General features: G+C 61.9%; 21 protein-coding genes and 1 pseudogene. 13 read left to right on the top strand and 9 right to left on the bottom strand.

The genetic code is table 11. The features are described 5' to 3' along the window. Positions 1–113: 113 nt before the first annotated feature. Positions 114–392 (top strand): Rho-binding antiterminator, encoded by a 279-nt coding sequence (locus PMI32_RS04045; RefSeq protein ID WP_008033847.1) that lies wholly within the window; start codon positions 114–116, stop codon positions 390–392. Between the two features lie 101 nt (positions 393–493). Here PMI32_RS04045 and PMI32_RS04050 read toward each other — a convergent pair whose 3' ends face one another. The 6 genes and pseudogenes from PMI32_RS04050 to PMI32_RS0129195 all read right to left on the bottom strand — a co-directional run bounded on the left by PMI32_RS04050 (position 494) and on the right by PMI32_RS0129195 (position 6,996). Continuing rightward, entirely contained in the window at positions 494–694 is a 201-nt protein-coding gene (locus tag PMI32_RS04050) for a YbdD/YjiX family protein (RefSeq protein WP_008033844.1), read from the bottom strand. 125 nt (positions 695–819) lie between these two features. Next, positions 820–2,064 carry a dihydrolipoyllysine-residue acetyltransferase gene (locus tag PMI32_RS04055; RefSeq protein ID WP_008033838.1) on the bottom strand — a complete coding sequence of 415 codons (1,245 nt, stop codon included), beginning with the start codon at positions 2,062–2,064 and terminating at the stop codon, positions 820–822. A gap of 40 nt (positions 2,065–2,104) precedes the next feature. Further along, complete coding sequence (mdeB, locus tag PMI32_RS04060; RefSeq protein WP_008033837.1) at positions 2,105–4,804, bottom strand: alpha-ketoglutarate dehydrogenase; 2,700 nt, start codon at positions 4,802–4,804, stop codon at positions 2,105–2,107. Continuing rightward, positions 4,801–5,220: a hypothetical protein gene (locus PMI32_RS04065; protein ID WP_223449437.1), complete on the bottom strand. Its 420-nt coding sequence runs from the start codon at positions 5,218–5,220 to the stop codon at positions 4,801–4,803. The genes mdeB and PMI32_RS04065 overlap by 4 nt, the downstream gene beginning before the upstream one ends. Before the next feature lie 52 nt (positions 5,221–5,272). Further along, on the bottom strand, positions 5,273–5,722 hold the full coding sequence (locus PMI32_RS04070; protein WP_008033832.1) for a hypothetical protein: 450 nt from the start codon (positions 5,720–5,722) through the stop codon (positions 5,273–5,275). A gap of 257 nt (positions 5,723–5,979) precedes the next feature. Continuing rightward, positions 5,980–6,996 (bottom strand): annotated as a pseudogene (locus PMI32_RS0129195) (1-aminocyclopropane-1-carboxylate deaminase). A 200-nt stretch (positions 6,997–7,196) separates the two neighbouring features. Between PMI32_RS0129195 and PMI32_RS04075 the strand changes: the two are divergent. Continuing rightward, on the top strand, positions 7,197–7,706 hold the full coding sequence (locus PMI32_RS04075) for an Lrp/AsnC family transcriptional regulator (protein WP_008033823.1): 510 nt from the start codon (positions 7,197–7,199) through the stop codon (positions 7,704–7,706). A 3-nt stretch (positions 7,707–7,709) separates the two neighbouring features. On the opposite strand, the gene PMI32_RS04080 is transcribed toward PMI32_RS04075, so the two are convergent. Then, positions 7,710–9,146 carry an HD domain-containing phosphohydrolase gene (locus PMI32_RS04080; RefSeq protein WP_008033822.1) on the bottom strand — a complete coding sequence of 479 codons (1,437 nt, stop codon included), beginning with the start codon at positions 9,144–9,146 and terminating at the stop codon, positions 7,710–7,712. A gap of 107 nt (positions 9,147–9,253) precedes the next feature. Between PMI32_RS04080 and PMI32_RS04085 the strand changes: the two genes are divergently transcribed. Beyond that, the gene (locus tag PMI32_RS04085; RefSeq protein ID WP_008033820.1) at positions 9,254–10,024 is read left to right on the top strand and encodes an alpha/beta hydrolase; all 771 of its coding nucleotides are present in this window, start codon (positions 9,254–9,256) and stop codon (positions 10,022–10,024) included. A gap of 83 nt (positions 10,025–10,107) precedes the next feature. Here PMI32_RS04085 and PMI32_RS04090 read toward each other — a convergent pair whose 3' ends face one another. Both PMI32_RS04090 and PMI32_RS04095 read right to left on the bottom strand, forming a co-directional pair. Then, positions 10,108–11,454, bottom strand: coding sequence for a PQQ-dependent sugar dehydrogenase (locus tag PMI32_RS04090; RefSeq protein WP_008033817.1), 1,347 nt, complete (start codon positions 11,452–11,454; stop codon positions 10,108–10,110). A gap of 247 nt (positions 11,455–11,701) precedes the next feature. Further along, positions 11,702–12,625: a LysR family transcriptional regulator gene (locus PMI32_RS04095; RefSeq protein WP_008033815.1), complete on the bottom strand. Its 924-nt coding sequence runs from the start codon at positions 12,623–12,625 to the stop codon at positions 11,702–11,704. A 175-nt stretch (positions 12,626–12,800) separates the two neighbouring features. On the opposite strand from PMI32_RS04095, the gene gbd reads away from it, so the two are divergent. From gbd to PMI32_RS04145, 10 genes are all read left to right on the top strand, one after another. Further along, the gene (gbd, locus tag PMI32_RS04100) at positions 12,801–13,940 is read left to right on the top strand and encodes a 4-hydroxybutyrate dehydrogenase (protein WP_008033814.1); all 1,140 of its coding nucleotides are present in this window, start codon (positions 12,801–12,803) and stop codon (positions 13,938–13,940) included. Between the two features lie 73 nt (positions 13,941–14,013). Next, positions 14,014–14,793 carry an enoyl-CoA hydratase-related protein gene (locus PMI32_RS04105; protein ID WP_008033813.1) on the top strand — a complete coding sequence of 260 codons (780 nt, stop codon included), beginning with the start codon at positions 14,014–14,016 and terminating at the stop codon, positions 14,791–14,793. A gap of 1 nt (position 14,794) precedes the next feature. Further along, positions 14,795–16,003 carry a CaiB/BaiF CoA transferase family protein gene (locus PMI32_RS04110; protein ID WP_008033811.1) on the top strand — a complete coding sequence of 403 codons (1,209 nt, stop codon included), beginning with the start codon at positions 14,795–14,797 and terminating at the stop codon, positions 16,001–16,003. A gap of 169 nt (positions 16,004–16,172) precedes the next feature. Next, positions 16,173–17,216 carry a TRAP transporter substrate-binding protein gene (locus PMI32_RS04115; RefSeq protein WP_008033809.1) on the top strand — a complete coding sequence of 348 codons (1,044 nt, stop codon included), beginning with the start codon at positions 16,173–16,175 and terminating at the stop codon, positions 17,214–17,216. Positions 17,217–17,231: 15 nt separating this feature from the next. Further along, positions 17,232–19,130 (top strand): TRAP transporter large permease, encoded by a 1,899-nt coding sequence (locus tag PMI32_RS04120; protein ID WP_008033807.1) that lies wholly within the window; start codon positions 17,232–17,234, stop codon positions 19,128–19,130. Positions 19,131–19,170: 40 nt separating this feature from the next. Further along, positions 19,171–19,629, top strand: coding sequence for a thioesterase family protein (locus PMI32_RS04125; protein WP_008033805.1), 459 nt, complete (start codon positions 19,171–19,173; stop codon positions 19,627–19,629). A gap of 15 nt (positions 19,630–19,644) precedes the next feature. After that, the gene (locus tag PMI32_RS04130; protein WP_008033803.1) at positions 19,645–20,604 is read left to right on the top strand and encodes an amidohydrolase family protein; all 960 of its coding nucleotides are present in this window, start codon (positions 19,645–19,647) and stop codon (positions 20,602–20,604) included. Then, positions 20,597–21,556 (top strand): amidohydrolase family protein, encoded by a 960-nt coding sequence (locus tag PMI32_RS04135; RefSeq protein WP_008033802.1) that lies wholly within the window; start codon positions 20,597–20,599, stop codon positions 21,554–21,556. Before PMI32_RS04130 ends, PMI32_RS04135 begins: the two co-directional genes overlap by 8 nt. A gap of 31 nt (positions 21,557–21,587) precedes the next feature. Next, positions 21,588–23,165 carry an aldehyde dehydrogenase (NADP(+)) gene (locus PMI32_RS04140; protein ID WP_008033801.1) on the top strand — a complete coding sequence of 526 codons (1,578 nt, stop codon included), beginning with the start codon at positions 21,588–21,590 and terminating at the stop codon, positions 23,163–23,165. Positions 23,166–23,290: 125 nt separating this feature from the next. Next, positions 23,291–23,863: a PPC domain-containing DNA-binding protein gene (locus tag PMI32_RS04145; protein WP_008033800.1), complete on the top strand. Its 573-nt coding sequence runs from the start codon at positions 23,291–23,293 to the stop codon at positions 23,861–23,863. Positions 23,864–23,900 lie beyond the last annotated feature (37 nt).

The raw sequence follows: 23,900 nt of genomic DNA, 5'->3' as shown, positions 1-23,900 counted from the left end.
CAAGCCGGTCTCGCTCCCACAGGGATTGCGGGGCTTGCACAAAACAGGTGGGAGATTCTATGTTGCAGGGCAACCCTGCATCATCAAACTGCAAGATTGCCAGGAGTCATGCCATGAACACGTATCAGCCTTTGGATTGCGATCTGCACGACTATCTCGAGATTGCCTGCCTGCGCGGTTATCGACTGCATATCGAGTTGATGGATGGCGCAAGCCTGACGGCCAAAGCGCTGACGACACGAACGTCCAGCGACAAAGAAGAGTTTCTCTGCGTTGAAACGGCTAGCGGCCCACAGGAAATCCGTCTGGATCAGCTGCTGGCCGTGACGCCGCTGGACGACAATGCGCAGTTTGGACGCGTAGTGCTTCAGGGCGCGAACTGCTCGTTCTAGCACTCGGTGTGCCGCCCCCTCAATTCAGGTCCGTGAAACGTAAAAAGCCCCGCCCTCTCAAAGAGGACGAGGCTTTTCGGCAGCCGCCGTTCAATCGGCGTTCAGCAGCACCGCGTCGTGCAGCTGCGTTTGCCGTAGCGTGCTTCCTGACGTTCACGAAAAAATGCTGAGTAACTCATGACCGGCTGGTCCGGATGATTCAGCTTCATCTGCGCGACGTAGTTGTCGTAATCCGGAACGCCCACCATCAGGCGCGTGCTCTGGCTGAGGAACCTGGCGGCAAGCTGCAGTTTGCGGAACATGGCAAAAGCCTCTTTGTGGTGTTGGACGACCTCATCAAACCGCACTCATGTATCTGCATTGTGTCCGCGATCGGGGAATTTGTATGTTCAAGTGGCTGAACGAACCCGACAAACCTTCCCCCCGTTCACAGAACCAGCCTGCGGTAATCCGCCAGCACACTGCTCAGATAGGCGTTGAAACGCCCCGCCGCCGCGCCATCGATCACGCGATGATCCCAACTCAGGCTCAACGGCAGCATGTTGCGCGTCACAACCTGCCCGCCCTCCAGCGCAAGTCGCTCCGTGCTTTTGCCCACCCCGAGAATCGCGACTTCCGGCGCATTGATGATCGGCGTGAAATACGTCCCGCCAATGCCGCCCAACGACGAGATTGAAAAGCAGCCGCCACTCATCTCGGCAGCGCTCAACTTGCCCGCCCGCGCCTTTTCAGCCAGCGCCGACATTTCCCGGGCAATCGCCAGCACCCCTTTCTGATCGACGTCCTTGATGACGGGAACGACCAACCCTTCGGGTGTATCGGCGGCAAAACCGATGTGGCAATAACCCTTCAACACCAGTTCGTCGCCGTTGAGACTGGCATTGAACTCCGGGAATTTTTTCAACGCGCCCGCACAGGCTTTCATCAACAACGCCAGCAACGTCAACTTGACCCCGCTGCCTGCCTTTTCCTTGTTCACTTGCACGCGGAACTGTTCGAGTTGCGTGATATCCGCGTCGTCGTGATTGGTCACGTGGGGAATCATCAGCCAATTGCGATGCAGGTTGGCCCCGCTGATTTTGCGGATGCGCGACAGTGGTCGGGTTTCCACCGGCCCGTACTTGGCAAAATCCACCACCGGCCAGGGCAGCAATCCGCCCAACGGCTGGGCACGGGTTTCAGTGACCGTCAGTGCGCCTTTCACATGGGCCAACACATCGTCCTTGGTGATGCGGCGACGCAGGCCCGTGCCCTGAATGGCCTTGAGCGAAACACCCAGTTCTCGAGAGAACTTGCGAACCGATGGCGATGCCAGCGGCAAGTCCGTTGGCGGATCAACCGCTTCGATGAGCAACGCCGGCGAGGCAATCGGCTGAGGCTCTATGACCGTTGCAACGGGCTCGATGCGGGGTGCAGGCGCCGCCGATAGCCCTTCACTCTCGATAAAGGCAATCGGCGATCCCTCGCTGACGTTATCATCCAGACTGACCACCAACGATTGCAACACGCCCGTGTGCGGCGATGGAATTTCCATGGACGCCTTGTCGGTCTCGACAATGATCAGGGTCTGCCCTTCGACCACCGCATCGCCCGCCTTGACCGGTATTTCGATGACACCGACATCCTTGGCATCGCCGATGTCGGGCATTCGCACTTCATGCACATTCTTCATGACCATTTCCTGAAAATTCGACTCGACCTGAAGCCCGGCTTCAAGCGTCCCAAGGTGCGATGGCGTCAACATCAATCCCGTAGCGCACAATCGCTTCGGCACACACGCCGGCATCGAGGCGCCCGTCCTGAACCAGTGACGTCAGGGCACTCAAGACGATCTGATGGCGGTCTACTTCGAAAAACGCGCGCAACCGGCTGCGGGTATCACTGCGGCCAAAACCGTCGGTGCCGAGCACCGTGTAACGCGCCGACGCGTAGCTGGCGATCAGTTGGGGCAAGGCGCGCACGTAATCTGTGCTGGCAATGATCGGCGCCGCGTCGTTGAGCGATTCCTGAACGTGGCTGCGCCGCGCCGGTTGTCCCGGATGCAGGCGATTCCAGCGCTCCACCTCACGGGCCTCGCGGGCCAGTTCGGTGAAGCTGGTGACGCTCCAGACCTCGCTGTCGATGTTCCAGTCGCTGGCCAGCAACTCGGCCGCCGCGATCACTTCAAGCAGGATCGCGCCGGAACCCAGCAACTGAACGCTGCCGCGTGCGTCCTCGACTTCATGCCGGGCGAACAGGTACATGCCCTTGATAATTGCCTGTTCGACGCCCTCGGGCAGGTTGGGCTGCGGGTAGTTTTCGTTCATCAGCGTGACGTAGTAAAACTCGTCGACCTGACGCTCCAGCATCTGGCGCATGCCGTGATCGAGGATCACCGCAAACTCACCGGCGAACGCCGGATCGTAGGCCCGGCAGTTGGGCACCATCGCTGCCATCAAGTGGCTGTTGCCGTCCTGATGCTGCAAACCTTCGCCACCCAGCGTCGTGCGCCCCGCCGTGGCGCCGAGCAGAAACCCGCGGGCCCGCTGGTCCGCCGCCGCCCAGATCAAATCGCCGATGCGCTGGAAGCCGAACATCGAGTAGTAGATGTAGAACGGCAACATCGGCAGGCCATGCACCGAATAGCTGGTCGCGGCGGCTACCCAGGAGCTGATCGCCCCGGCCTCGCTGATGCCCTCTTCGAGAATCTGCCCGTCGAGGGCTTCGCGATAACTCAGGATCGAACCAATGTCCTCCGGCTCATAACGCTGGCCCACGCTGGAATAAATCCCGATCTGCTTAAACAGGCTGGCCATGCCGAACGTGCGCGCCTCATCGGCCACGATCGGCACGATGCGCGGCCCCAGTTGTTTATCCCGGAGCAAACCGCTGAGCATCCGCACGAAGGCCATGGTGGTGGACATTTCCTTGCCTTCGGCGGCAATGGCGAACCCCGCGTAGCTGTTGACGTCGGGCACGGCCAAGGGCGTCGACGTGGTGGGCCGCGACGGCATATAGCCGCCCAATGCCCGGCGACGTTCATGCAGATAGCGCATTTCGGCGCTGTCGTCGTCAGGTTTGAAGAAGCTCAGCGAGGTCGCCTGTTCATCGGTTAACGGCAAATTGAAACGGTTACGGAAGGCGATCAACGCGTCCTTGTCGAGTTTCTTCTGCTGGTGCACGGTCATCTTGCCCTGCCCTGCATCGCCCATGCCGAAGCCTTTCTTGGTCTGCGCCAGAATTACCGTGGGTTTTCTGCCCTCGCGCATCGCGCTTTGGTAGGCGGCGAAAATCTTCACCACGTCGTGGCCACCGCGTTTGAGGCGGTCGATCTGTTCATCGGTCAGGCCCTGGGCCAGATGAGCCAATGCTTCGTTCTGGCCAAAGAACTGATCGCGGTTGAAACGCCCGTCCTTGGCGGCGAACGTCTGGAACTGGCCATCGACCGTGGCGGACAGGGCCTTGACCAGCGCGCCGTCGTGATCCCGGGCAAACAGTCCGTCCCAGTCAGAGCCCCAGACCAGTTTGATGACGTTCCAGCCGGCCCCACCGAACAGCGCCTCCAGCTCGTCGATGATGCGACCGTTGCCCCGCACCGGACCGTCCAGACGCTGAAGGTTGCAGTTGACCACCCACACCAGATTATCCAGCCCTTCGCGTGCCGCCAGCGTCAGGGCCGACATGCTTTCCGGCTCATCCATTTCACCGTCGCCGAACACCCCCCAAACAGTGCGCCCGGCGGTGTCTTGCAGGCCGCGGTGTTCCAGGTAACGCATGAAACGCGCCTGGTAGATCGAGCTGATCGGACCGATGCCCATCGAGCCGGTCGGGAACTGCCAGAAGTCCGGCATCAACCACGGGTGCGGATAACTCGACAGGCCCCGGGCGCCATTGGCGCGCGCGCCGATCTCTTGCCGGTAATGCTGCAAGTCCTTCTCTTCGAGACGGCCTTCCAGAAAAGCCCGTGCATAGACACCCGGCGCCGAGTGCGGCTGGTAGAACACCAGATCGCCGCCGCTGGTTTCAGTGCGCGCCCTGAAGAAGTGGTTGAAGCCCACCTCAAACAAATCGGCGGCGCTCGCGTAACTGGCGATGTGGCCGCCGAGTTCCCCGTAGGCCTGGTTGGCTCTCGCCACCATGACCAACGCGTTCCAGCGCATGATCGAGGCCAGGCGTTCTTCGAGCGCAAGATCCCCCGGGAACACCGGCTGCTGCTCAACGCTGATGGTATTGATGTAGGGCGTGCCGTGACGGGGCCGCCAATTCATCTCGCAGGTGCTGGCCAGTGTCACCAGCATGTCCATGATCTGCCTGGCCTGCCCGGCACCGCCGTGGGCGATGACCGATAGCAAGGCATCGCGCCATTCAGCGATTTCCTCGGCATCTTCCGTGGTCTGGCCGGGTAACTGGGCATGAAGATCGGACGGGTTCATGGGCATCTCCTGCAAAAGGCTGATTCGTTATCAATGCGCGGTGGAGGGTTTGCTCGGGCCAGGCTTTTGACCTGCTCGACCGCTTCGATGACGGAGCGCTCGGTCCGGGCATCCCGGGCTATCGGGTAAATATTGATTCTGCGCTTGGGCAAATCGCGTAAAAAGCGCTTATCCAGCTCGCCAGCCACCACAAGGCAGTAATCACAGGTGGATGTGTGCGCTTCAAACATTCCAGCGCTCATCGGCGCGACATCGACCTGCATCAGTGCAATGTTTTCAAAGCAACTGAAACTGTGGTGAATCAACTCTAGATGTTCACTTCCCAGTCCAGCAGTGATCACAACAATGCGCGTGCCACTTGAAGGCTCGCGCATCCATTTCCTGGCGTTATTACGACGGTCGGCAGATCGGCTCATAGGCGTTGCCTTTCTTATTGGGTGTGTTTGATTGAGCGGGCGAAAACATCCGCTAAATGACGTAGCGCTCCTGCAGCACGTTTTTCGCCAGGCTCCGGGTCGCCAACAAAACGGCTTCCACCTGTCGATTCATCGCCGCATGGGTTGAGGCGACGGTTCCCAGGTCGACGACGCGCAGCGGGTGACCGCAGACGGATCCCAGCCAGGTCAGGCCCGGCACCGTGCCGACTTCGACGTCCAGTAAAAAGCTGCTTTTGCACACGCCGCGCAGCAATTGGCGGGCATCACACGCTTGCTCGGGGCTGGACCCGACCCGCAACCAGTCGAGCATCAATGCCCTGGATTGCTTGACGGCCAGGTAAGCCACCTGATCCCAGTCGTCGATGGCCACGTGCAGCTTGTCGATCATGTATTTGGGCAACGCGGCACTGGTCACGATGACCACCCCGGCATCCGCCGAGGGTTCCTTGATCCAGACGGCGGATTGCGATATCACATGCATGGCGCTACTCCTGGCGATTGAACGTTGTCCCCTTTCCTGTAGGAGCCGGCTTGCCGGCGATGAGGCCCGTTGGTTTTGCATCGATCTCAAGGCCGCCATCGCCAGCAAGCCGGCTCCTACAAGGGGTCGGTGACAGGCACGAAAATGTGAACAACACACTCCACTGTAGGAGCCGGCTTGCCGGCGATGGGGCCCGTGGGTTTTGCATCGATTTCGAGGCCGCCATCGCCGGCAAGCCGGCTCCTACAGGTTTGTGATCAGCCGTTACGGAACAGGAAGCTGTAGGCATTCAACGCAGGCACCCCGCCCAAGTGTGCGTAAAGCACTTTCGAGCCTTCGGGGAACTCGCCACGGCGAACCATTTCGATCATCCCGTGCATGGATTTCCCTTCGTACACCGGGTCGGTCAGCACGCCTTCAAGTCGGCCGCACAGGCGGATGGCTTCCAGCGTGCCTTCGTTGGGCAAACCGTATTCCGGATAGGCGAACCGTGTGTCGAGCACCACATCTTCTTCGGTGATTTCGCGCCCCAGCTCCACCAGTTCAGCGGTGTGCCGGGCGATCCGCAGGATCTGTGCCTTGGTCTTTTCCGGTTTGGCCGAAGCGTCGATACCGATGACATTCTTCGAACGACCGTCGGCGGCAAACCCGACCACCATGCCCGCCTGGGTGCTGCCGGTCACCGAGCAGACCACGATGTAATCGAACTTGAAGCCGAGTTCTTGTTCCTGCTGGCGGACTTCCTCGGCGAAACCGACGAAGCCGAGACCGCCATACGGATGCTCGGAACAGCCCGCCGGGATCGGAAACGGTTTGCCGCCGCGTTCCACCACATCGTTCATCGCCTTCTCCCAGCTGGGGCGAATGCCGATGTCGAACCCGGCGGCGTCCAGTCGTACATCCGCGCCCATGATGCGAGACATCTCGATGTTGCCAACGCGGTCATACACGGCATCGGAGTAGTTCACTCAGTTTTCCTGGACCAGCACGCACTTCATGCCCAGGTGTGCGGCAACAGCAGCGACCTGGCGGGTCTGGTTCGACTGGATCCCGCCGATGGACACCAGGGTGTCGCAGCCCTGCTCGATGGCCTCGGGAATCAGGTATTCAAGCTTGCGCGTCTTGTTGCCACCGAAGGCCAAGCCACTGTTGCAGTCTTCACGTTTGGCATACAGCTCGACCTTGCCGCCCAGGTGTTCGCTGAGGCGTTTCAAGGGGGTGATGGGCGAAGGACCGAAGGTCAACGGATAGCGTTTGAAACGATTCAGGTTCATGACTCTGCTCCTTGATTATTGGATATCCAAGCGCCAGACCGAAAGGCAAACAGGCTGCATTCCAGGTTCTTTCAGAGGGGCTTCGATGAGTTCAATATTAAGAACAAAGCCAAAAATATGTGTTGCAAGTTTCAATGCATTAAAGAAACATAAATCGTCGCCTATCACATCAAACAACTTTTTATTGCGTAGAAATCCATATGAACGCAACAAATACTCACAAGAAAACCGGCACACCCAGCCCGGAGCCACACCCGCTGGACCGCACCGACCGCGCCATTCTCAAGGCGCTGCAACGCGACGCTTCCATCTCCAATGTGGCGCTCGCCGAGAAGGTCAAACTGAGTGCGCCGGCGTGTTTGCGCCGCGTCGAGCGCCTCAAGCAGGCGGGTTTGATCAAGGGCATCGTCGCGTTGCTGGACAATGACGCGCTGGACGCGGGCATGGTGGTGCTGATCGGCGTGGTGCTGGACCGCTCGACGCCAGAATCCTTCGCTGCCTTCGAGGCCGCCGCGCAAAAGGTTTCCGGCTGCATGGAATGCCATGTGGTGACGGGGGAATTCGACTACTTCATGTTGATACGAACCAAGGACAGCAACAGTTTCAACCGCCTACACGCGGAGCAATTGTTGTACCTGCCCGGCGTGCGGCAGATCCGTTCGTTCATGGGGTTGCGCCAGGTGTTGTCGACAACCCACATCCCCATTTGAGGCTCAAATCAGTCCGAGGGTCAGCGCCTTCAGCGTTGCAGCCGCACGGGTGGTGCAGTGCAGTTTGCGGAACACGCTCTCGACATGGGTACGCACCGTACTCGGGCTGATGCCGAGCTGGCGCGCCACCTCTTTGTTGCTCCCGCCCATGCTGATCCGTTGCAGGATTTGCGTCTCACGGTCGGTCAGCGGGCTGCCGTTCACTCTGGCCGCTACAGCGCTTTCACCGCGCGCCGCCGCGATGACCGCCTGACAGGCCTGAGGGTCGAAACGCCCTTGGGCGGCTTCGTCGAGCAACAGACGTTCTGCATCACTGTCAGTGAAGGCCGGTCGCCAGGGGCGTTCGCAACGTAACGCCTGCCAGACCAGCGCCGCCGCCAGCAAGCGCTGCTCGGCGGGCAAGGCATCGCCCTCAAGACCACGGAAATAGCCGCTGCCATCCAATCGTTCGTAAGCGTTGGCCGCCAGCCGGCCCGGCACCGACAGTTCGGGAATCTGGCCGCAGGTACGCGACGTCCAGTAAGGCACCAGGCGTACCTGTTCGAGATCACCGTCCAGCAGCGCCCCCGCCGTGTTCCAGACCCGGTTGGGAACCGCCGCCCGGCCGATGCCATGCACCAGCGCGGCCTTCGCGGCCTGGTCGCCCGACTGTTCCGACAAGCCCCAGAGTCTGGCGGCTTCGCGCACCAACTCGGCGGAGCGACGCGAATAGCCCGCCAGCCAGGGCAGCTTGAGGTCGATCACATCCCCCACCAGCGTAAGCGGCACCTTGATCGCGTTTTCACGGGGTTGTGATGGAGTGACCTCTGGCACGCGCAACGACTCCAGCCAGTCTGCGGCATGTTGCGTGAGCCGGGCGGCCAGCGATGCCGGATAGCGCCGATTGCCCTTGGTCGCAATCCATTCCAGCGCAGCGTCGAGCCCGTGAACCCGCGAGAGAATTTCCAGATCGCCGGCCAGGAGTACCTGATACACCACCTCCGGCACCTCGGGATGGCGCAGGCCAACGGGTTTGCCTTCGCCGTCGAACTGCTCGAACACATGCCGCAGCCCGTGTTCGACCGGCGCACTCAGGCCCAGTGTCTGCGCGATGTCGCCCGACACTTCGCAATGCACCTGCGCCAACGGCGCCGACTTGCGCATGGCGCGCAGGCCCGCCGCCCCCAGCGTCTGGCTGAGCATGGCGTTGCGGCCCTCGACGTCATCGCCCAGCAGACGGGTGAAGCCCTCGGCATTGGCGGTACAACCCGACCAGCGCAGCAAGGCGACTTGCCGCGCGACTTCGGTGTGTTCACCGACACCGTGACACGACTGCGCGAGCAGCTGGACCAGCCGGGCGGTACGACGTGACTGGTCGAAGGGCTGCCCCATGCTCAGGTCCCCGACCATGGACAACGCCACGATCGCACTCTCCAGCTCGATGCCGTCACTGTCGCGCATACCGTTCTGCCCTCCCTCGTTTTTTGGTCTGCCTCGGATAAACGACCGATACCGGACCGTTCGCGTATTGCTGAAACTGGATCACACCAACCACAGGAGATTTAACCATGTTCAAACCCAAGGCTATCGCCCTCGCACTCGCCATGACGGCTTCGCTGTTCGCCGTCGGCAGCCATGCGGCCCCTGCGCAACCGTCGGTGGTGATCGTACACGGCGCCTTCGCCGACGGCTCCGACTGGGCCAAGGTTGTCCCGCTGCTGCAAGCCGAAGGCATCAAGGTCACCGTGGTGCAAAACCCGCTGACTTCGCTGGCCGATGATGTGGCGGCCACGCAACGGGTCCTGAACAACCAGGACGGCGACGTTGTGCTGGTCGGGCACTCCTGGGGCGGTACAGTAATCAGTCAGGCCGGCACTGACCAGAAAGTTCGTGGCCTGGTGTACGTCGCCGCGTTTGCCCCTGATGCCGGTCAGGCCAGTAAAGACCTGGGCAAGGATTACCCGGCACCACCCGGTACGAAAGACATCGCCGCGGATAAAAACGGCTTTCTGTACATGACCCGCCAGGGTATGGCCACAGGCTTCGCTCAAGATCTGCCAGCCGCGCAGACCGACATCATGACCGCGACACAAGGTCCGATTCGAGCCTCGGCGTTTGGCGACGTAACCACTGCCGCCGCCTGGAAAGGCAAACCATCGTGGTACGTCGTGGCCCGTGAAGACCGTATGATCCAGCCCGACCTGCAGCGCGCGTTTGCCAAGAAATTGAAAGCGCAGGTCACCGAAGTCGAAGCCAGTCATGTGCCGCAGCAATCGCGTCCGGCCGACGTGGCCAAGGTCATCATCCAGGCGGTTCACAAGACCCAGGGCGGGGTTTGAGTCGGCTTCTTCCGACCACAAAAAAGGCGCGTGCCTCATGGCACGCGCCTTTTATCGTCTGTGCTGAGAGCACAGCTCAGGCGTCATTGCCCGGGTTTGGCCACCGCCACGCGCCACACCTTGTTACCGACATCGTCCGCCACCAGCAACGCCCCGCTCTGATCAAGCGCTACGCCCACCGGACGCCCTTGCGCTTCGCCTTCGGCATTGAGGAAACCGGTGAGGAAATCCACCGGTAAACCTGAAGGCTTGCCGTCACTGAACGGGATGAACACCACCTTGTAGCCGGCCTGCGGATTGCGGTTCCACGAGCCGTGTTCGCCGATGAACACGCCATTGGCGAAAGCGCTGGGCATGGCCCGCGAGTCAGAGAACGCCAGGCCCAGCGGTGCGACGTGGGTGCCCAACGCGTAATCCGGGGCGATGGTCTCGGCCACCTTGTCCGGGCGCGGCGGCTCTACCCGGGTGTCGACGTGGTTGCCATAGTAACTCCATGGCCAGCCGTAGAACGCGCCGTCTTTTACGGACGTCAGGTAATCCGGCACCAGGTCGCTGCCGATTTCATCGCGCTCATTGACCACCGTCCACAACTGGCTCGAACCGGGTTTCCAGGCCAGACCGTTGGGGTTGCGCAGGCCGCTGGCAAACAGACGCTTGTCGGCGCTTTTAACGTCAACTTCCCAGATGGCCGCGCGCCCTTCTTCGGCCTCCAGACCGTTTTCGCCAACGTTGCTGTTGGAGCCCACGGTGACGTAAAGCTTGGTGCCCTCAGGGTTGGCGAGCATGTTCTTGGTCCAGTGGTGATTGATTCCGGCAGGCAGATCGGTGACTTTCACCGGCATCGCCGTGATCTCGGTTTGCCCCTCGCTGTAAGGCACCTTGACCAGGGCGTCGGCGTTGGCGATGAACAGTTCGTTGCCTACCAACGCCATGCCGAAAGGTGACGTCAGCCCACTCATGAACACTGTGCGCAGTTCAGCGTGACCGTCACCGTCGGCATCGCGCAGCAAGGTGATTCGATTGGCGCTGGGCGCATCGGCGCCGACACGGCCCATCACAAAACCCATCGCGGTGCGCCGCGCCCAGGCCAGCGGACCGCTGCCACCGTCAGTGGCGCCTTCAGGCATCGGCGGGTGATTGCTTTCGGCGACCAACAGATCGCCATTGGGCAATCTGTAGATCCAGCGCGGGTGGTCGAGGTTTTCGGCCAGGGCCGTCACCGTGAAACCGGCGGGCGCTTTCGGCTTGTCGCTGCCGGACCAGCCGATGGCCTTGGACACCTTCAACGTCGGGATCAGCGTGGTCGTGGGCTCAGGCAACTGCGGGCTCGGGCCGACACTGGCCTGCGGCGGCAGTTTGGAAGATTCACCACACGCGGTGAGCAACGCGGCAGCGGTCATCAAGAGCGCCAGTCGGCGGGAGACAGTCATGGTTCGAACCTCGCAATGGCCATCCGTGGGCCAATTTAGGAATAGGCAAAATCCCGTCGAGTATCGCGGCGCCGATTCGTTTCAAACACCGCGCCCGCCACAAATCAATTTTGCCTGAATCGCACGAATGCAAACGCGCAATGCCGGGCACTATCCCTGACAACAACGCAACCCACTGTAGGAGCCGGCTTGCCGGCGATGGGGCCCGTAAGGTTTGCATCGATTTCAAGGCCGCCATCGCCGGCAATCAGGCGGGATTCAGCAGTGCCTCGCGCAGCAGCCTGGCCGCCGGCGAGTCCGGTACGCCTTTGCGCGACACCAGTTCATAGGGTTCGCTGCGTGAGGTGATCGGCAGCGGCAGCGTGGTGGTGAAGCCGTAGCCGGAGCAGAACTTCGCCACGTCGGTCGACACCAGTGCGACGAGGGTCGGGTTTTCCTGGAGCAGCGACAGAGTGGCGAAGGCCGAGGTGGTTTCCAGTAGGTGCACCGGAAAACGCAGGTCGGCCTCATGAAACTCCCGCTCCAGCAGCAGGCGCATCGGCATGTTGGCGCGATAGACGACCCAGCGGTAATCCACCAGGTCTTTCAACGACAACTGGCGGGCATAGGCGAACGGATGCTGGGTGCTGGCGATCACCGCCAGGGTTTCCTCGACGAAGGTCGAGCTCTCATACAAATAGGGGGTGGTGCTGATGGTGGTACGGCAGATCGCCAGGTCCAGGCGCCCGGCATCGAGCTGGCTGAGCAGCGCGGCGCTGGTGTCTTCGACAATCTCGATGGACAGCTTCGGGTTGTCGGCGATCACCCGGCTGATCGCCGTGGTCAGCAGCGGCACGGCGCCCATGATGGTGCCGACCGACACGCGTCCGCCCTCGCCGCTCATGATGCCGATGATCTCTTCGCGCAGGTGCGCAAGGTCAGTCTGGATCAACCGCGCGTACCGGATGACCGAACGTCCGGCGTCGTTCGGCTCAAGCCCGCGGTTAGTGCGAGTGAACAGCGCAGTGCCGAAAGTGGTTTCAATTTCTTGCAGCGCCTTGCTCGCGCCCGGCTGGGTCAGCGCGACCTGTTTGGCCGCGCCCAGCAAGGAGCCGTGCTCATCCAGGGCGATCAGCAAACGGAGCTGCTTGACGTGCAGGCGGGACATGATCGAGTTCAGTGAGGGCGTCATCAGGGTTAACTAAAAGTTATAGAGGTATCGAAAGTTGTCAGTATCGAGGCTGGCCAAGACGGCCCTATAGTCCACCCCACAGCCAGGCAATGCAATGGGTTTGACCAGAGTGCGAAAGCCCTCCTGCCCCAGACCGGTTGCGACAATAACAATCCTGTATAACTTGTGGTGAATCATGTCACTCATCAATTACGTCACCAAAATCCAGTTCGGCTATGACAGCCTGCAGCACCTGGCCGCCGAAGCCGAGCGCGCCGGCATCACCCGGCCGCTGATCGTCACCGATGTCGGCGTGCGCAATGCCGGCATCGTCGACAAAGTCATCGCTGCCCTCGGTGGTGACCGCGCACCGACAATTTTCGACGCCACCCCGCCCAATCCGAATGAACACGCCGTGCGTGAAGCCGTGGCCCAATACCACCTCGGCGAGTGCAACGGCATCATCGCTGTCGGTGGCGGTTCGTCGATCGATCTGGCCAAGGGCGTCGCGGTCTGCGCCACCCACGACGGTCCTCTGCAAAGCTTCGCGGTGATTGAAGGCGGACTGGATCGCATCACCTCGGCCACCGCGCCGCTGATTGCGGTTCCGACCACGGCCGGCACCGGCAGCGAAGTAGGTCGCGGCGCCATTTTGATCCTCGACGATGGTCGCAAGGTCGGCGTTATCTCCCCCTATGTCGTGCCGCGCGTGGCCATCTGCGATCCGGAGTTGACCCTCGGTCTGCCGCCCATGCTCACCGCCGCCACCGGCATGGACGCTATCGCGCATTGCATCGAAACGTTCATGGCCCCGGCCTTCAACCCTGCCGCAGACGGCATCGCCCTCGACGGCCTGTGGCGCGCCTGGGAACACATCGAACGCGCGACCGCCGAACCCGGTGATCGCGAAGCGCGGATGAACATGATGAGCGCGTCCATGCAAGGCGCGCTGGCCTTCCAGAAAGGACTGGGCTGCGTGCACAGCCTTTCCCACGCCTTGGGCGGCATCAATCCGAAACTGCACCACGGCACTTTGAACGCGATTTTTCTACCGGCGGTCGTGCACTTCAACGCCAACGCCCCGACTGTCCGTGACGAGCGCAAACTGGAACGACTGCGCCATGCCATGGGCCTTGAGGCCGACGCGAACATCGGCGCAGCCATCGAAGACATGACCAAACGCCTGGGCCTGCCGACCCGCCTGAGCCAGATCGGCGTCGATGAAAGCCTGTTCGCCGGCATCGTCGAGGGCGCTTTGCACGATCACAGCCACAAGACCAATCCGCGCGAAGCATCCTCGGCGGACTACCTGTCGATGCTCGAACAATCGCTGTAAGCAGCCGCTGCCCAACAACAATAAATCAGGAGGCAACCGCGTCGTCGGCAACGCCGACGGCAGCGGAACAATCATGAAGCCCACCGTCCTTATCGAACGGCAAGACGCCATTGCCATTGTCACCCTCAGCCATCCGGGAAAGATGAACGCCCTGACCCTGTCCATGTGGCAAGACCTGGGTGACGTCATGACCGAACTGTCCGCCGACCTCAGCGTGCGCTGCGTGGTGTTGCGCGGTGCGGGCGAACAGGCCTTTGCCGCCGGCGCCGATGTCGGCGAGTTTCCGAGCGTGCGCGCCAACCAGGCGCAAGCCCGACACTATGCCGAAGTCACTTCAGCGGCGATGCGCGCGGTTGTCGAATGCCCGCACCCGGTGATCGCGATGATTCACGGCGTGTGCGTCGGCGGCGGTCTGGAAATTGCCGCACTCTGCGACCTGCGCATCTGTGGCACGTCCAGCCGCTTCGGCGCGCCGGTCGGCAAGCTCGGGCTGGTCATGTCCTATGACGAAATGGCCGGGCTGGTGGCGCTGGCGGGACGCTCGACGACCCTGGAGATTCTCCTTGAAGGCCGCATTCTCGACGCCAACGACGCCTACGTGAAAAACCTCGTGACCCGCGTCGTACCGGATGCCGAAGTCGAATCCGAAACCCTCGCCACCGCCAAACGCATCACTAACGGCGCCCCGCTCGTCGCCCGCTGGCATCGCCAGGCGGCACGGCAACTGGAAGCGGGCATCGCCCCCACCGTCGAGCAGATCGACAGCAGCTACGCCTGCTACGACACCGACGATTTTCAGATCGGCCTGAACGCGTTCATCGCCAAAGCCAAACCACAATTCGAGGGCAAATAACATGGGACCGCTGACAGGAATGCGCGTGGTAGAACTGGCTCACATCATGTCCGGCCCGGTGTGCGGCATGATGCTGGCCGACATGGGCGCTGACGTGGTGAAGGTCGAGAAAGTCCCGGACGGTGATGATTCGCGCCGCTTCTCGCCGATCATGGCCAGCGGTGAATCCGCTTCGTTCATGGTGGTCAACCGCAACAAGCGCGGGATCGGCCTGAACCTGAAAACCGAGGGCGGCCGCGACGTTCTGCGCCGCCTGCTGATGGACGCCGACGTGGTCACGGAAAACTACCGCGCCGGCACCATGGAAAAATTCGGCCTCGGTTACGAAACCCTGAAAACCCTCAACCCCGGGCTGATCTACTGCGCGATTTCCGGTTACGGCCGCAGTGGGCCGTTCGGTGAGAAAGGCGGTTTCGACCTGATCGCCCAAGGCATGAGCGGCATGATGAGCATGACCGGTGAAGCCGGGCGTGAGCCGGTCAAGGCCGGTTCGCCGGTGGCCGACATCAACTCCGGCATCCTCGCCGCCCTCGGCATCTGCGCCGCGTATGCCGCGAAACAGAAAACCGGCCTTGGGCAGATGGTCGACACCTCGCTGTTCGAAGCCGGCCTGCAACAAATGTACTGGCCAGCAGCGGCGTATTTCGCCGACGGCACCATCCTGCCAAAAATGGGTTCGGCCAACTCCACCAGCGCGCCGTACCAGGTGTTCCGCACGGCGGATGGCTGGATCAACATCGGCGCCGCCAACCAGGCCAACTACGAACGACTGGTCGAGGCGCTGGCCGTTCCGCAATTGAAAGCCGACCCACGCTTCGCCAGCAACGCCTTGCGCATGGAGCATCGCCTGGCGCTGGTGGAAATCCTCAACGAAGTGCTGGTCGCACGCACCACGGATGAATGGATGGTGTTGTTCGACAGCCTCGGCCTGCCTGCCGGGCCGGTCCTCGACATCGCCGCCGCGTTGGCCCACCCGCAAACCAAGGCACGCGGCATGGTCGTCGAAACCGAACACCCGACCGAAGGCCGGGTGCGCGGCATGGGCTTGCCGATTCACTTCTCCGACATGGACAACGCCGCGCCACCGACCAGCCGCCCTGCACCGCTGCTCGGCGAACACACCCGCGAAGTGCTGAAGGAAAGCGGGTATGCGGAAAACGAAATCGACGAGTTGATTCGAACCCAGGCGGTGGTCGCACTCGCCTCCTGAACCGAACTGTGTGGGAGCGAGCCTGCTCGCGATGGACGTTAACGAAAACGCGTTTTTGGCTGGATAAACGCGGCGCCCTCAGGTCCATCGCGAGCAGGCTCGCTCCCACAAGGAGCAGCGTTCGCGTTGCTTTTTAGAACAACTACAACAAAAACAATAGGTGAACATCATGAGCCGTATCTTGACCGAGTCCGTCAGCCGCCGATCCTTCCTAGTGTCTGCCGGCGTCACCGTGGGTGGCGCATTTGCCGCCAACCTGCTGCCTTCGAGCGTCTTCGCCGCGACCAAACCCATCGTGCTGCGCTACACCAGCAGCCTGCCCGACACCCATCCGCTGAACCAACAGATGAAGGCCGCCTCGCTGGCGATCAAGGCCGAAACCAACGGCGCGGTGGACTTGCAGGTGTACGCCAACGGCGCCATGGGCGGCGACACCGACATGCTGTCCCAGGTGCGCGCCGGGGCGATCGATTTCATTCCACTGCCGGGTGCGATTCTCTCGACGCTGGTGCCGGCCATGTCGATTGAAAGCATGCCGTTTGCGTTCAAGGACTACGACAGTGTCTGGGCTGCTCTGGACGGCAAGCTGGGCGAATACGTGCGCGCCAAGACCGAGAAGGTCGGCCTGATCCCAATGGAAAAAGTCTGGAACAACGGCTTCCGCCAGATCACCAGTTCGACGCGGCCGATCAACACGCCGCAAGACCTCGCCGGCTTCAAACTGCGCGTCTTGGTCAGCCCGCTGTGGACGTCGATGTTCAGCGCCCTGGGCGCCTCGCCGACCGGCATCAGCATCAACGAAACCTACTCGGCCTTGCAGACCAAAGTGGTCGACGGCCAGGAAAACCCGCTGGTGGTGGTCGAGTCCGCACGCTTCTATGAAGTGCAGAAATATTGCTCGATGACCGACCACATCTGGGGCGGTTTCTGGATCGTCGCCTCGGGCAAGACTTTCCCGAAACTGCCGGCGGACGTGCAGGAAATCGTCTCCCGGCAGATCAACGCCGCCGCGCTGGTTCAGCGCCAACAGGTGATCGACCTCAACTCCAGCCTGGAGCCGTCGCTGACCGCCCACGGCATCACCTTCAACAAAGTCGACCGCACACTGTTCAGGACAGACCTGCAATCGAAAGGCTTCTACACCCAATGGAAGGATAAGTACGGCCCGGAAGCCTGGAGCTTGCTTGAGCAATACGCGGGTCAACTGTCCTAAGCCGGAGACAAAGTCATGAAAAATGAACTGCCAATGACGGATGTTGCTCCCGCTGAAGGACTCAGCCCACACCAAACCACATTTCGTCTCGGCCGCGCGCTGGACACCGGTCTGCGCTGGCTGACCGAGGGCAGCGCGGCGTTGCTGGTGGTCATCGAAGTCACGCTGCTGTTCTGCAACGTGTTCTCGCGTTATGTGCTCAACCAGCCGATTGTCTGGGGCGACGAACTGGCTTCGCTGCTGTTCCTGTGGCTGGCGATGCTCGGTTCGGTGGTGGCGATGCGACGCGGCGAGCACATGCGGCTGACCTCGTTCATCTCGCGGCTGCCCGTGGAAAAACGGGCGTTCATCGACACCCTGGGCGCGGTGATCGTCATCACCTTCATCGGGCTGCTGTTTACCCCGGCCTGGGAGTACGTCAGCGACGAGTGGATCATCACCACCGCCGCCCTCGAAATCCCCAACGCCTTTCGTGTGTCCGCCATCGCCGTCGGCCTGAGCCTGATGTTGATGACCTGCGTCGCCCGGCTGTTGACCAGCGCACGGTTGATCGACTTCTCGGTCTCGGTGGCGATGCTCGCATCCCTCGGCGCGTTGTTGTGGGTGGCCGAAGGCTCGATGTTGCTGATGGGCAACTGGAACCTGGTGATCTTCTTCATGGTCGGCGTGATGGCGATGATCGTCATCGGCGTCCCCATCATGGTCGCGTTCGGCCTGGCCACGGTGGCGTACCTGTCGACCATGACCAGCACACCGCTGACGCTGGTGGTCGGGCGGATGGACGAAGGCATGGCGAGCCTGATCCTGCTGGCCATCCCGCTGTTCGTGTTTTTGGGTGCGCTGATCGAAGCCATGGGCATGGCGCGGGCGATGATCCGTTTCCTGTGCTCGCTGATCGGCCATGTGCGCGGCGGTTTGTCGTATGTGCTGATCGGCGCCATCTACCTGATCTCCGGTATTTCCGGCTCGAAAGCGGCAGACATGGCCGCCATCGCCCCGGCGCTGTTCCCGGAAATGAAGAAGCGCGGCGAGGACGAAAACGAACTGGTGGCGATGCTCAACGCCTCTGGGGCGATGTCGGAAACCATTCCGCCAAGCCTGGTGCTGATCACCATCGGTTCGGTGACCGGCGTGTCGATTTCCGCACTGTTCACCGGCGGTTTCATGCCGGCGGTGGTGGGCGCAATTGCGATGGCAGCCGTCATCTGGTGGAAGAACCGCAAAGGTGAGGCCTCCACCGGCAAACGTGCCTCGGGCAAGGAAATCGGCCACTCGCTGCTGCTCGCGATCCCTGCGCTGGCCCTGCCCTTCGTGATCCGCACTGCGGTGGTTGAAGGGGTCGCCACCGCCACCGAAGTCGCCGCCATCGGCGTGGCCTACACCTTCATTGTCGGTCTGCTGTGCTACCGCTGCTTCGACTGGCGCCGCTTGTACCCGATTCTGGTCAGCACCGCGTCGTTGTCCGGCGCGATCCTGATCATCATCGGCAGCGCCACCGCCATGGCCTGGGCGCTGACCCAGTCGGGCTTTTCGCACCAGTTGGCGCAAGTGATGGCGACCGTTCCGGGCGGCGCGATGGGCTTCCTGATCATCTCCGCCGTGGCGTTCATCCTGCTCGGCAGTTTCCTGGAAGGCATCCCGGCCATCGTGCTGTTCGGCCCGCTGCTGTTCCCGATTGCCAAAGCCATGGGCATCAACGACGTGCATTACGCCATGGTCGCGATCTTCGCCATGGGCCTGGGCTTGTTCGCCCCGCCATTCGGCGTCGGTTTCTACGCCGCGTGCGCCATCGCCAAGGTTGACCCAAGTGGCGCCATGCGCCGGGTCTGGCCGTATCTCGGCGCCTTGGTCGTGGCGCTGGCGGTGCTGATCGCCGTGCCATGGATTTCCATCGGTTTCCTGCCGTCTGCCTGAATCAACCTTTGACTGTCAGCACTCAAACACGAGGTTTTTTATGAATTTCTCCACTCTGCACCCAGGCTCCGCCACCGAGCGCCCACTGATCGTCGACAAACAACGCACCATTTCGTTTCTGGGCGAAGACCTGCGCATCTATGCCACGCCGCGCCTGGTCGACGACATTGAACAGACTTGCCTCGATTACCTGCTGACCTTCCTCGACGAGGGTGAAAACACCGTGGGGGCGGCGGTCGATATCCGTCACGTCGGCGCCACGCTGCTGGGCATGTCGGTGAACATCGTCGCCACGGTCACTCGCATTGAAGGTCGCAGCGTCACTTTCAATGTCGAGGTGCGCGATGACGTCGAGCTGGTGGCGACAGCGGCGCATACCCGCGTGGTGGTGAACGTCGCCAAACTGCGCAGCCGCGTCCAGGCCAAAGCCGAGGCAGCGGCCGCCGGCGACGTCGAAGACGGCGTGCTCAGCCCTTCGCAATTCTCCGCGTCACGCTGAGTCAGGGTCTTCGTCATGATCACCCTTCACGAACGCAACGGCATGCCGAACCTGGCGGCCGGGGATGCGCTGCCGGTCGTCGATGCCCATCACCATTTGTGGGACCTGGGCAACGGGCGCTATCCGTGGTTGCAGGACGAGTATCACGAGGAATTCTTCCTCGGCGACTATCACAGCCTGTGCCGTGATTTCCTGCCGGAACAGTTCCTCGCCCTGACCGAAAATCAACGTTTGGTCGGCACGGTGCACGTCGAGGCCGAGCGTGCACGCGACGAACAAGTCGCCGAGACACGCTGGCTGGAACAGATGAACGCCCGTTACGGCTTCCCGAATGCCATCGTTGCCCATGCCTGGTTCGATCGCGAAGACAGTGCAGAGATTCTCGCCGCTCAAGCCGCCAGGCCGCTGGTGAAAGGCATCCGTTCAAAACCGGTGACCTCGGCATCGCCGGACGTGTCAGTGGCCGGGGCCAAGGGCACCATGCAGGACCCGAACTGGCTGGAAGGCTTTTCGCGGCTGGCCGAGCACGATCTGTCGTGGGACCTGCGGGTGCCGCCGTGGCACCTGGTCGAAGCGGCGGAAGTGGCGGCGATGTTTCCGCAGATCCGCATCGCGCTCAACCACACCGGTTTCGCCTGGGACCGCAGCCCACAAGGCATGGCGCGCTGGCGCAAAGGCCTGGAGGCGTTGGCCTTGCAGCCGAACGTGCACATCAAGCTGTCGGAGTTCGGGCTTAAAGATTCGCCCTGGAATTATGACGACAACCGGATTGTGGTCCTGACCGCGCTGGAAATCTTCGGCCCCGAGCGCTGCATGTTTGCCAGCAATTTTCCGGTGGCCGGGCTGCGCGCTTCCTACGACACGATTGCCGATGGCATGGCCGCGATGCTCGCCCCCATGGGCCGTGCGGTGCAGGAAGCGGTGTTCGCCGGCAACGCTCGACGCTTTTATCGATTGGAGGAGCAGCATGGATAACCTGTCGGCCATCGACTGGCGCGCACGTTTTCTGGCCAGCGGCGACGATGCGGATTTGCCCATCGTCGACGCGCATCAACACTATTTCGATATCGAAAACCATTACTACCCATGGCTGAACGACCGGCCGTTGCGACCGTTTCGTTATGGCGATTACTCGTCGATCTGCCGCAATTTCCTGCCGGCCGACTATCACCGGCTGACCGGCCGCCATCACGTGGTGCAGACGGTCTTGATCGAGGGTGAGTGGGACCCGGCGACACCGGCCGATGAAGTGCGGTTTGTCGAATCGCTGGCGAAAACCGAGTCCACCCTGGGCGCCATGGTCGCGCAGGCCTGGCTGGATCGTGAAGACGCTTTTGATCTGCTGCGCCTATACGGCGATCACCCGCTGGTGCGCGGCATACGCCACAAACCGACAGTGACCAGCCGTGAAACCTGGCGCGAAGATTTTGTCGCCCCCGGTTCGATGCGCGATCCGCGCTGGCGCGATGGCTATGCCCAACTGGCCGAAAACGGCCTGCACTTCGAATTGCAGGCGCCGTGGTGGCATCTGCCGGAAGCCGCCGAGCTGGCCCGGGATTTTCCCGACGTGTCCATCGTGGTCAATCACACCGCACTGCCCGCCGACCGCTCCGAAGAAGGTCTGGCCGGTTGGCGTGAAAACCTCGCCCTGCTGGCAAAGGAACCGAACGTCGTGCTGAAGATTTCCGGCATCTGCATTCCCGGCAAGGCGTGGCCGGTCGAGGCGAACCGCGTGGTGGTGAACGACGCGATATCGATTTTCGACGTCAGCCGCTGCGCGTTCGCCAGCAATTACCCGGTCGATGGCGTGGTGAACAGCCTCAGCGAAGTGTTCGACGGTTTCAAAACCATTGTCCGGGACCGCTTTCTCGAAGATCGGCTTGCGCTGTTTCATGACAACGCCCGACGCATCTACCGGCTCGCTTGACCCGATCTGAACAGCTCATCAGGAGTCCAACATGTTTGAAGTTTCAGGCCACAACTACATCGCCGGCACGCGCTCGGCCAACGGCACGAGCACCCTGCAAAGCCACGACGCCAGCACTGGCGAAGCTCTGCCCTATCGCTTCCATCAGGCGACAACCGAGGAAGTGAATGCCGCTGCAGAAGCCGCGGCCACGGCGTACCCGACTTTCCGCAACCTGTCGGCCGCCCGCCGCGCCGGGTTCCTCGATGCCATCGCCGCAGAACTCGATGCGCTGGATGACACGTTCATCGCCCTGGTGTGCCAGGAAACTGCCCTGCCCGCCGGACGCATTCAAGGTGAACGAGCACGCACCAGCGGCCAGATGCGTCTGTTCGCCACGATGCTGCGTCGGGGTGATTTCTACGGTGTGCGCATCGACCGTGCGCTGCCGGACCGTCAGCCACTGCCGCGTCCCGACCTGCGTCAGTACCGCACCGGGCTCGGTCCGGTCGCCGTGTTCGGCGCCAGCAACTTTCCGCTGGCCTTCTCCACTGCCGGCGGCGACACCGCTTCCGCCCTCGCCGCCGGTTGCCCGGTGGTGTTCAAGGCCCACAGCGGCCACATGGCAACCGCCGATTACGTCGCCGATGCGATCACCCGCGCAGCGCGCAAAACCGGGATGCCCGCAGGCGTGTTCAACCTGCTCTACGGCAGCGTCGGAGAAGCGCTGGTCAAGCATCCGGCCATTCAGGCGGTCGGCTTCACCGGTTCATTGCGTGGCGGCCGCGCCTTGTGTGACATGGCGGCCGCGCGCCCTCAGCCAATCCCGGTGTTCGCCGAGATGAGCAGCATCAACCCGGTGTTGCTGATGCCCGAAGCACTCAAGGCACGCGGTGAAAAAATCGCCGCCGAGCTGAGCGCTTCCGTGGTGTTGGGTGCGGGCCAGTTCTGCACCAATCCCGGTTTGGTGCTGGGCATTCGTTCGGCGGAATTCACGGCTTTCCTCGACCGGTTTACCGGATTGATGAGCGAACAACCGGCGCAAACGATGCTCAACGCCGGCGCCTTGAAAAGCTATTGCCATGGCCTCGACAACCTGCGCGCTCACCCCGGCATCACGCACCTGGCCGGCAGCGAGCAACAGGGCAATCAGGCGCGGCCGCAAGTGTTCAAGGCCGATGCGAGCCTGCTGATCAATGGCGATGAGTTGCTTCAGGAAGAAGTCTTCGGCCCTACCACCCTCGTCGTTGAAGTCGCCGACCACACCGAGTTGATGCAGGCACTGCACGGTTTGCGCGGGCAGTTGACCGCCACGCTGATTACCGAGGATTCGGAGCTCGATACCCTCGGCGACGTACTGGCCCTGCTGGAACAGAAAGTCGGGCGCGTGCTGTTCAACGGTTATCCCACTGGCGTGGAAGTCTGCGACGCCATGGTGCATGGCGGCCCTTACCCGGCGACGTCGGATGCACGCGGCACCTCGGTCGGAACCTTGGCGATCGATCGTTTCCTGCGGCCGGTGTGTTACCAGAATTGCCCCGACAGCCTGTTGCCGGAGGCCCTGAAGAACAGCAACCCGCTGAGCATCGCCCGACTGGTTGACGGCGTCAGCAGCCGCGATGCGCTGTAAGTCACACGGCTTCAACTAACACCCACGTTTAGCGACAACTTCCGCGCCTGTTGAACAACAGGCGTCGGATTCGCTCGTCCCGAAAACCGCAACACCCACACAACAACAAAAACAGAGGAAGTCTCATGCAAGTTCAACGTCACCCGAAACAACGCTTGTGCAAATTGATGCTGGCCGTGTCCGCCGCCGTGATGATCAACATTGCAGGTGCTCAATTGGCCTTTGCCGAAACCACTCCCACCGCGACGACCGCGCAGATGCAATGCCCCACTGAAGCCACACCGCGCTACACCAAAACCCCCACCGGTTACCTCATGGTCCTGCGCACGGGCGACAACGCGTTCAAGGAGCTGACCAAACTGGCCATCGCCGAGAAGATCCCCAGCGCGTCCATCACCGGTATCGGCTTCGGCAACGTCAAGTTCGGTTTCTGGAACAAGGACAAGAAGGACTTCGACGCCAAGCTCTTGAACGGTGTCGAGATGGCGAGCATCACCGGCTCGGTCGCCTGGAAAAACGATCAGCCTTCGATCCATATGCACGGCGTGGCCGGTGACGCCACGTTCCAGGCGTATGGCGGCCACATCCTCGACTTCGAAGTCACCACCGGCTCGATGGAAATCACCGTGATCGTCCACCAGCGTCGCCTGGAGCGCGGCATTGACCCATGCATCGGCGCCAACGTGCTGGGTATCTGATCCAGGCATCACGCTCCCGCCTGTCACGGCGGGGGGC

The organism is Pseudomonas sp. GM60, assembly GCF_000282415.1.
GTDB lineage: Bacteria > Pseudomonadota > Gammaproteobacteria > Pseudomonadales > Pseudomonadaceae > Aquipseudomonas > Aquipseudomonas migulae.
Note: the sequence above shows the minus strand (reverse complement) of the source record. Positions and strands in the feature narration are given on the sequence as shown.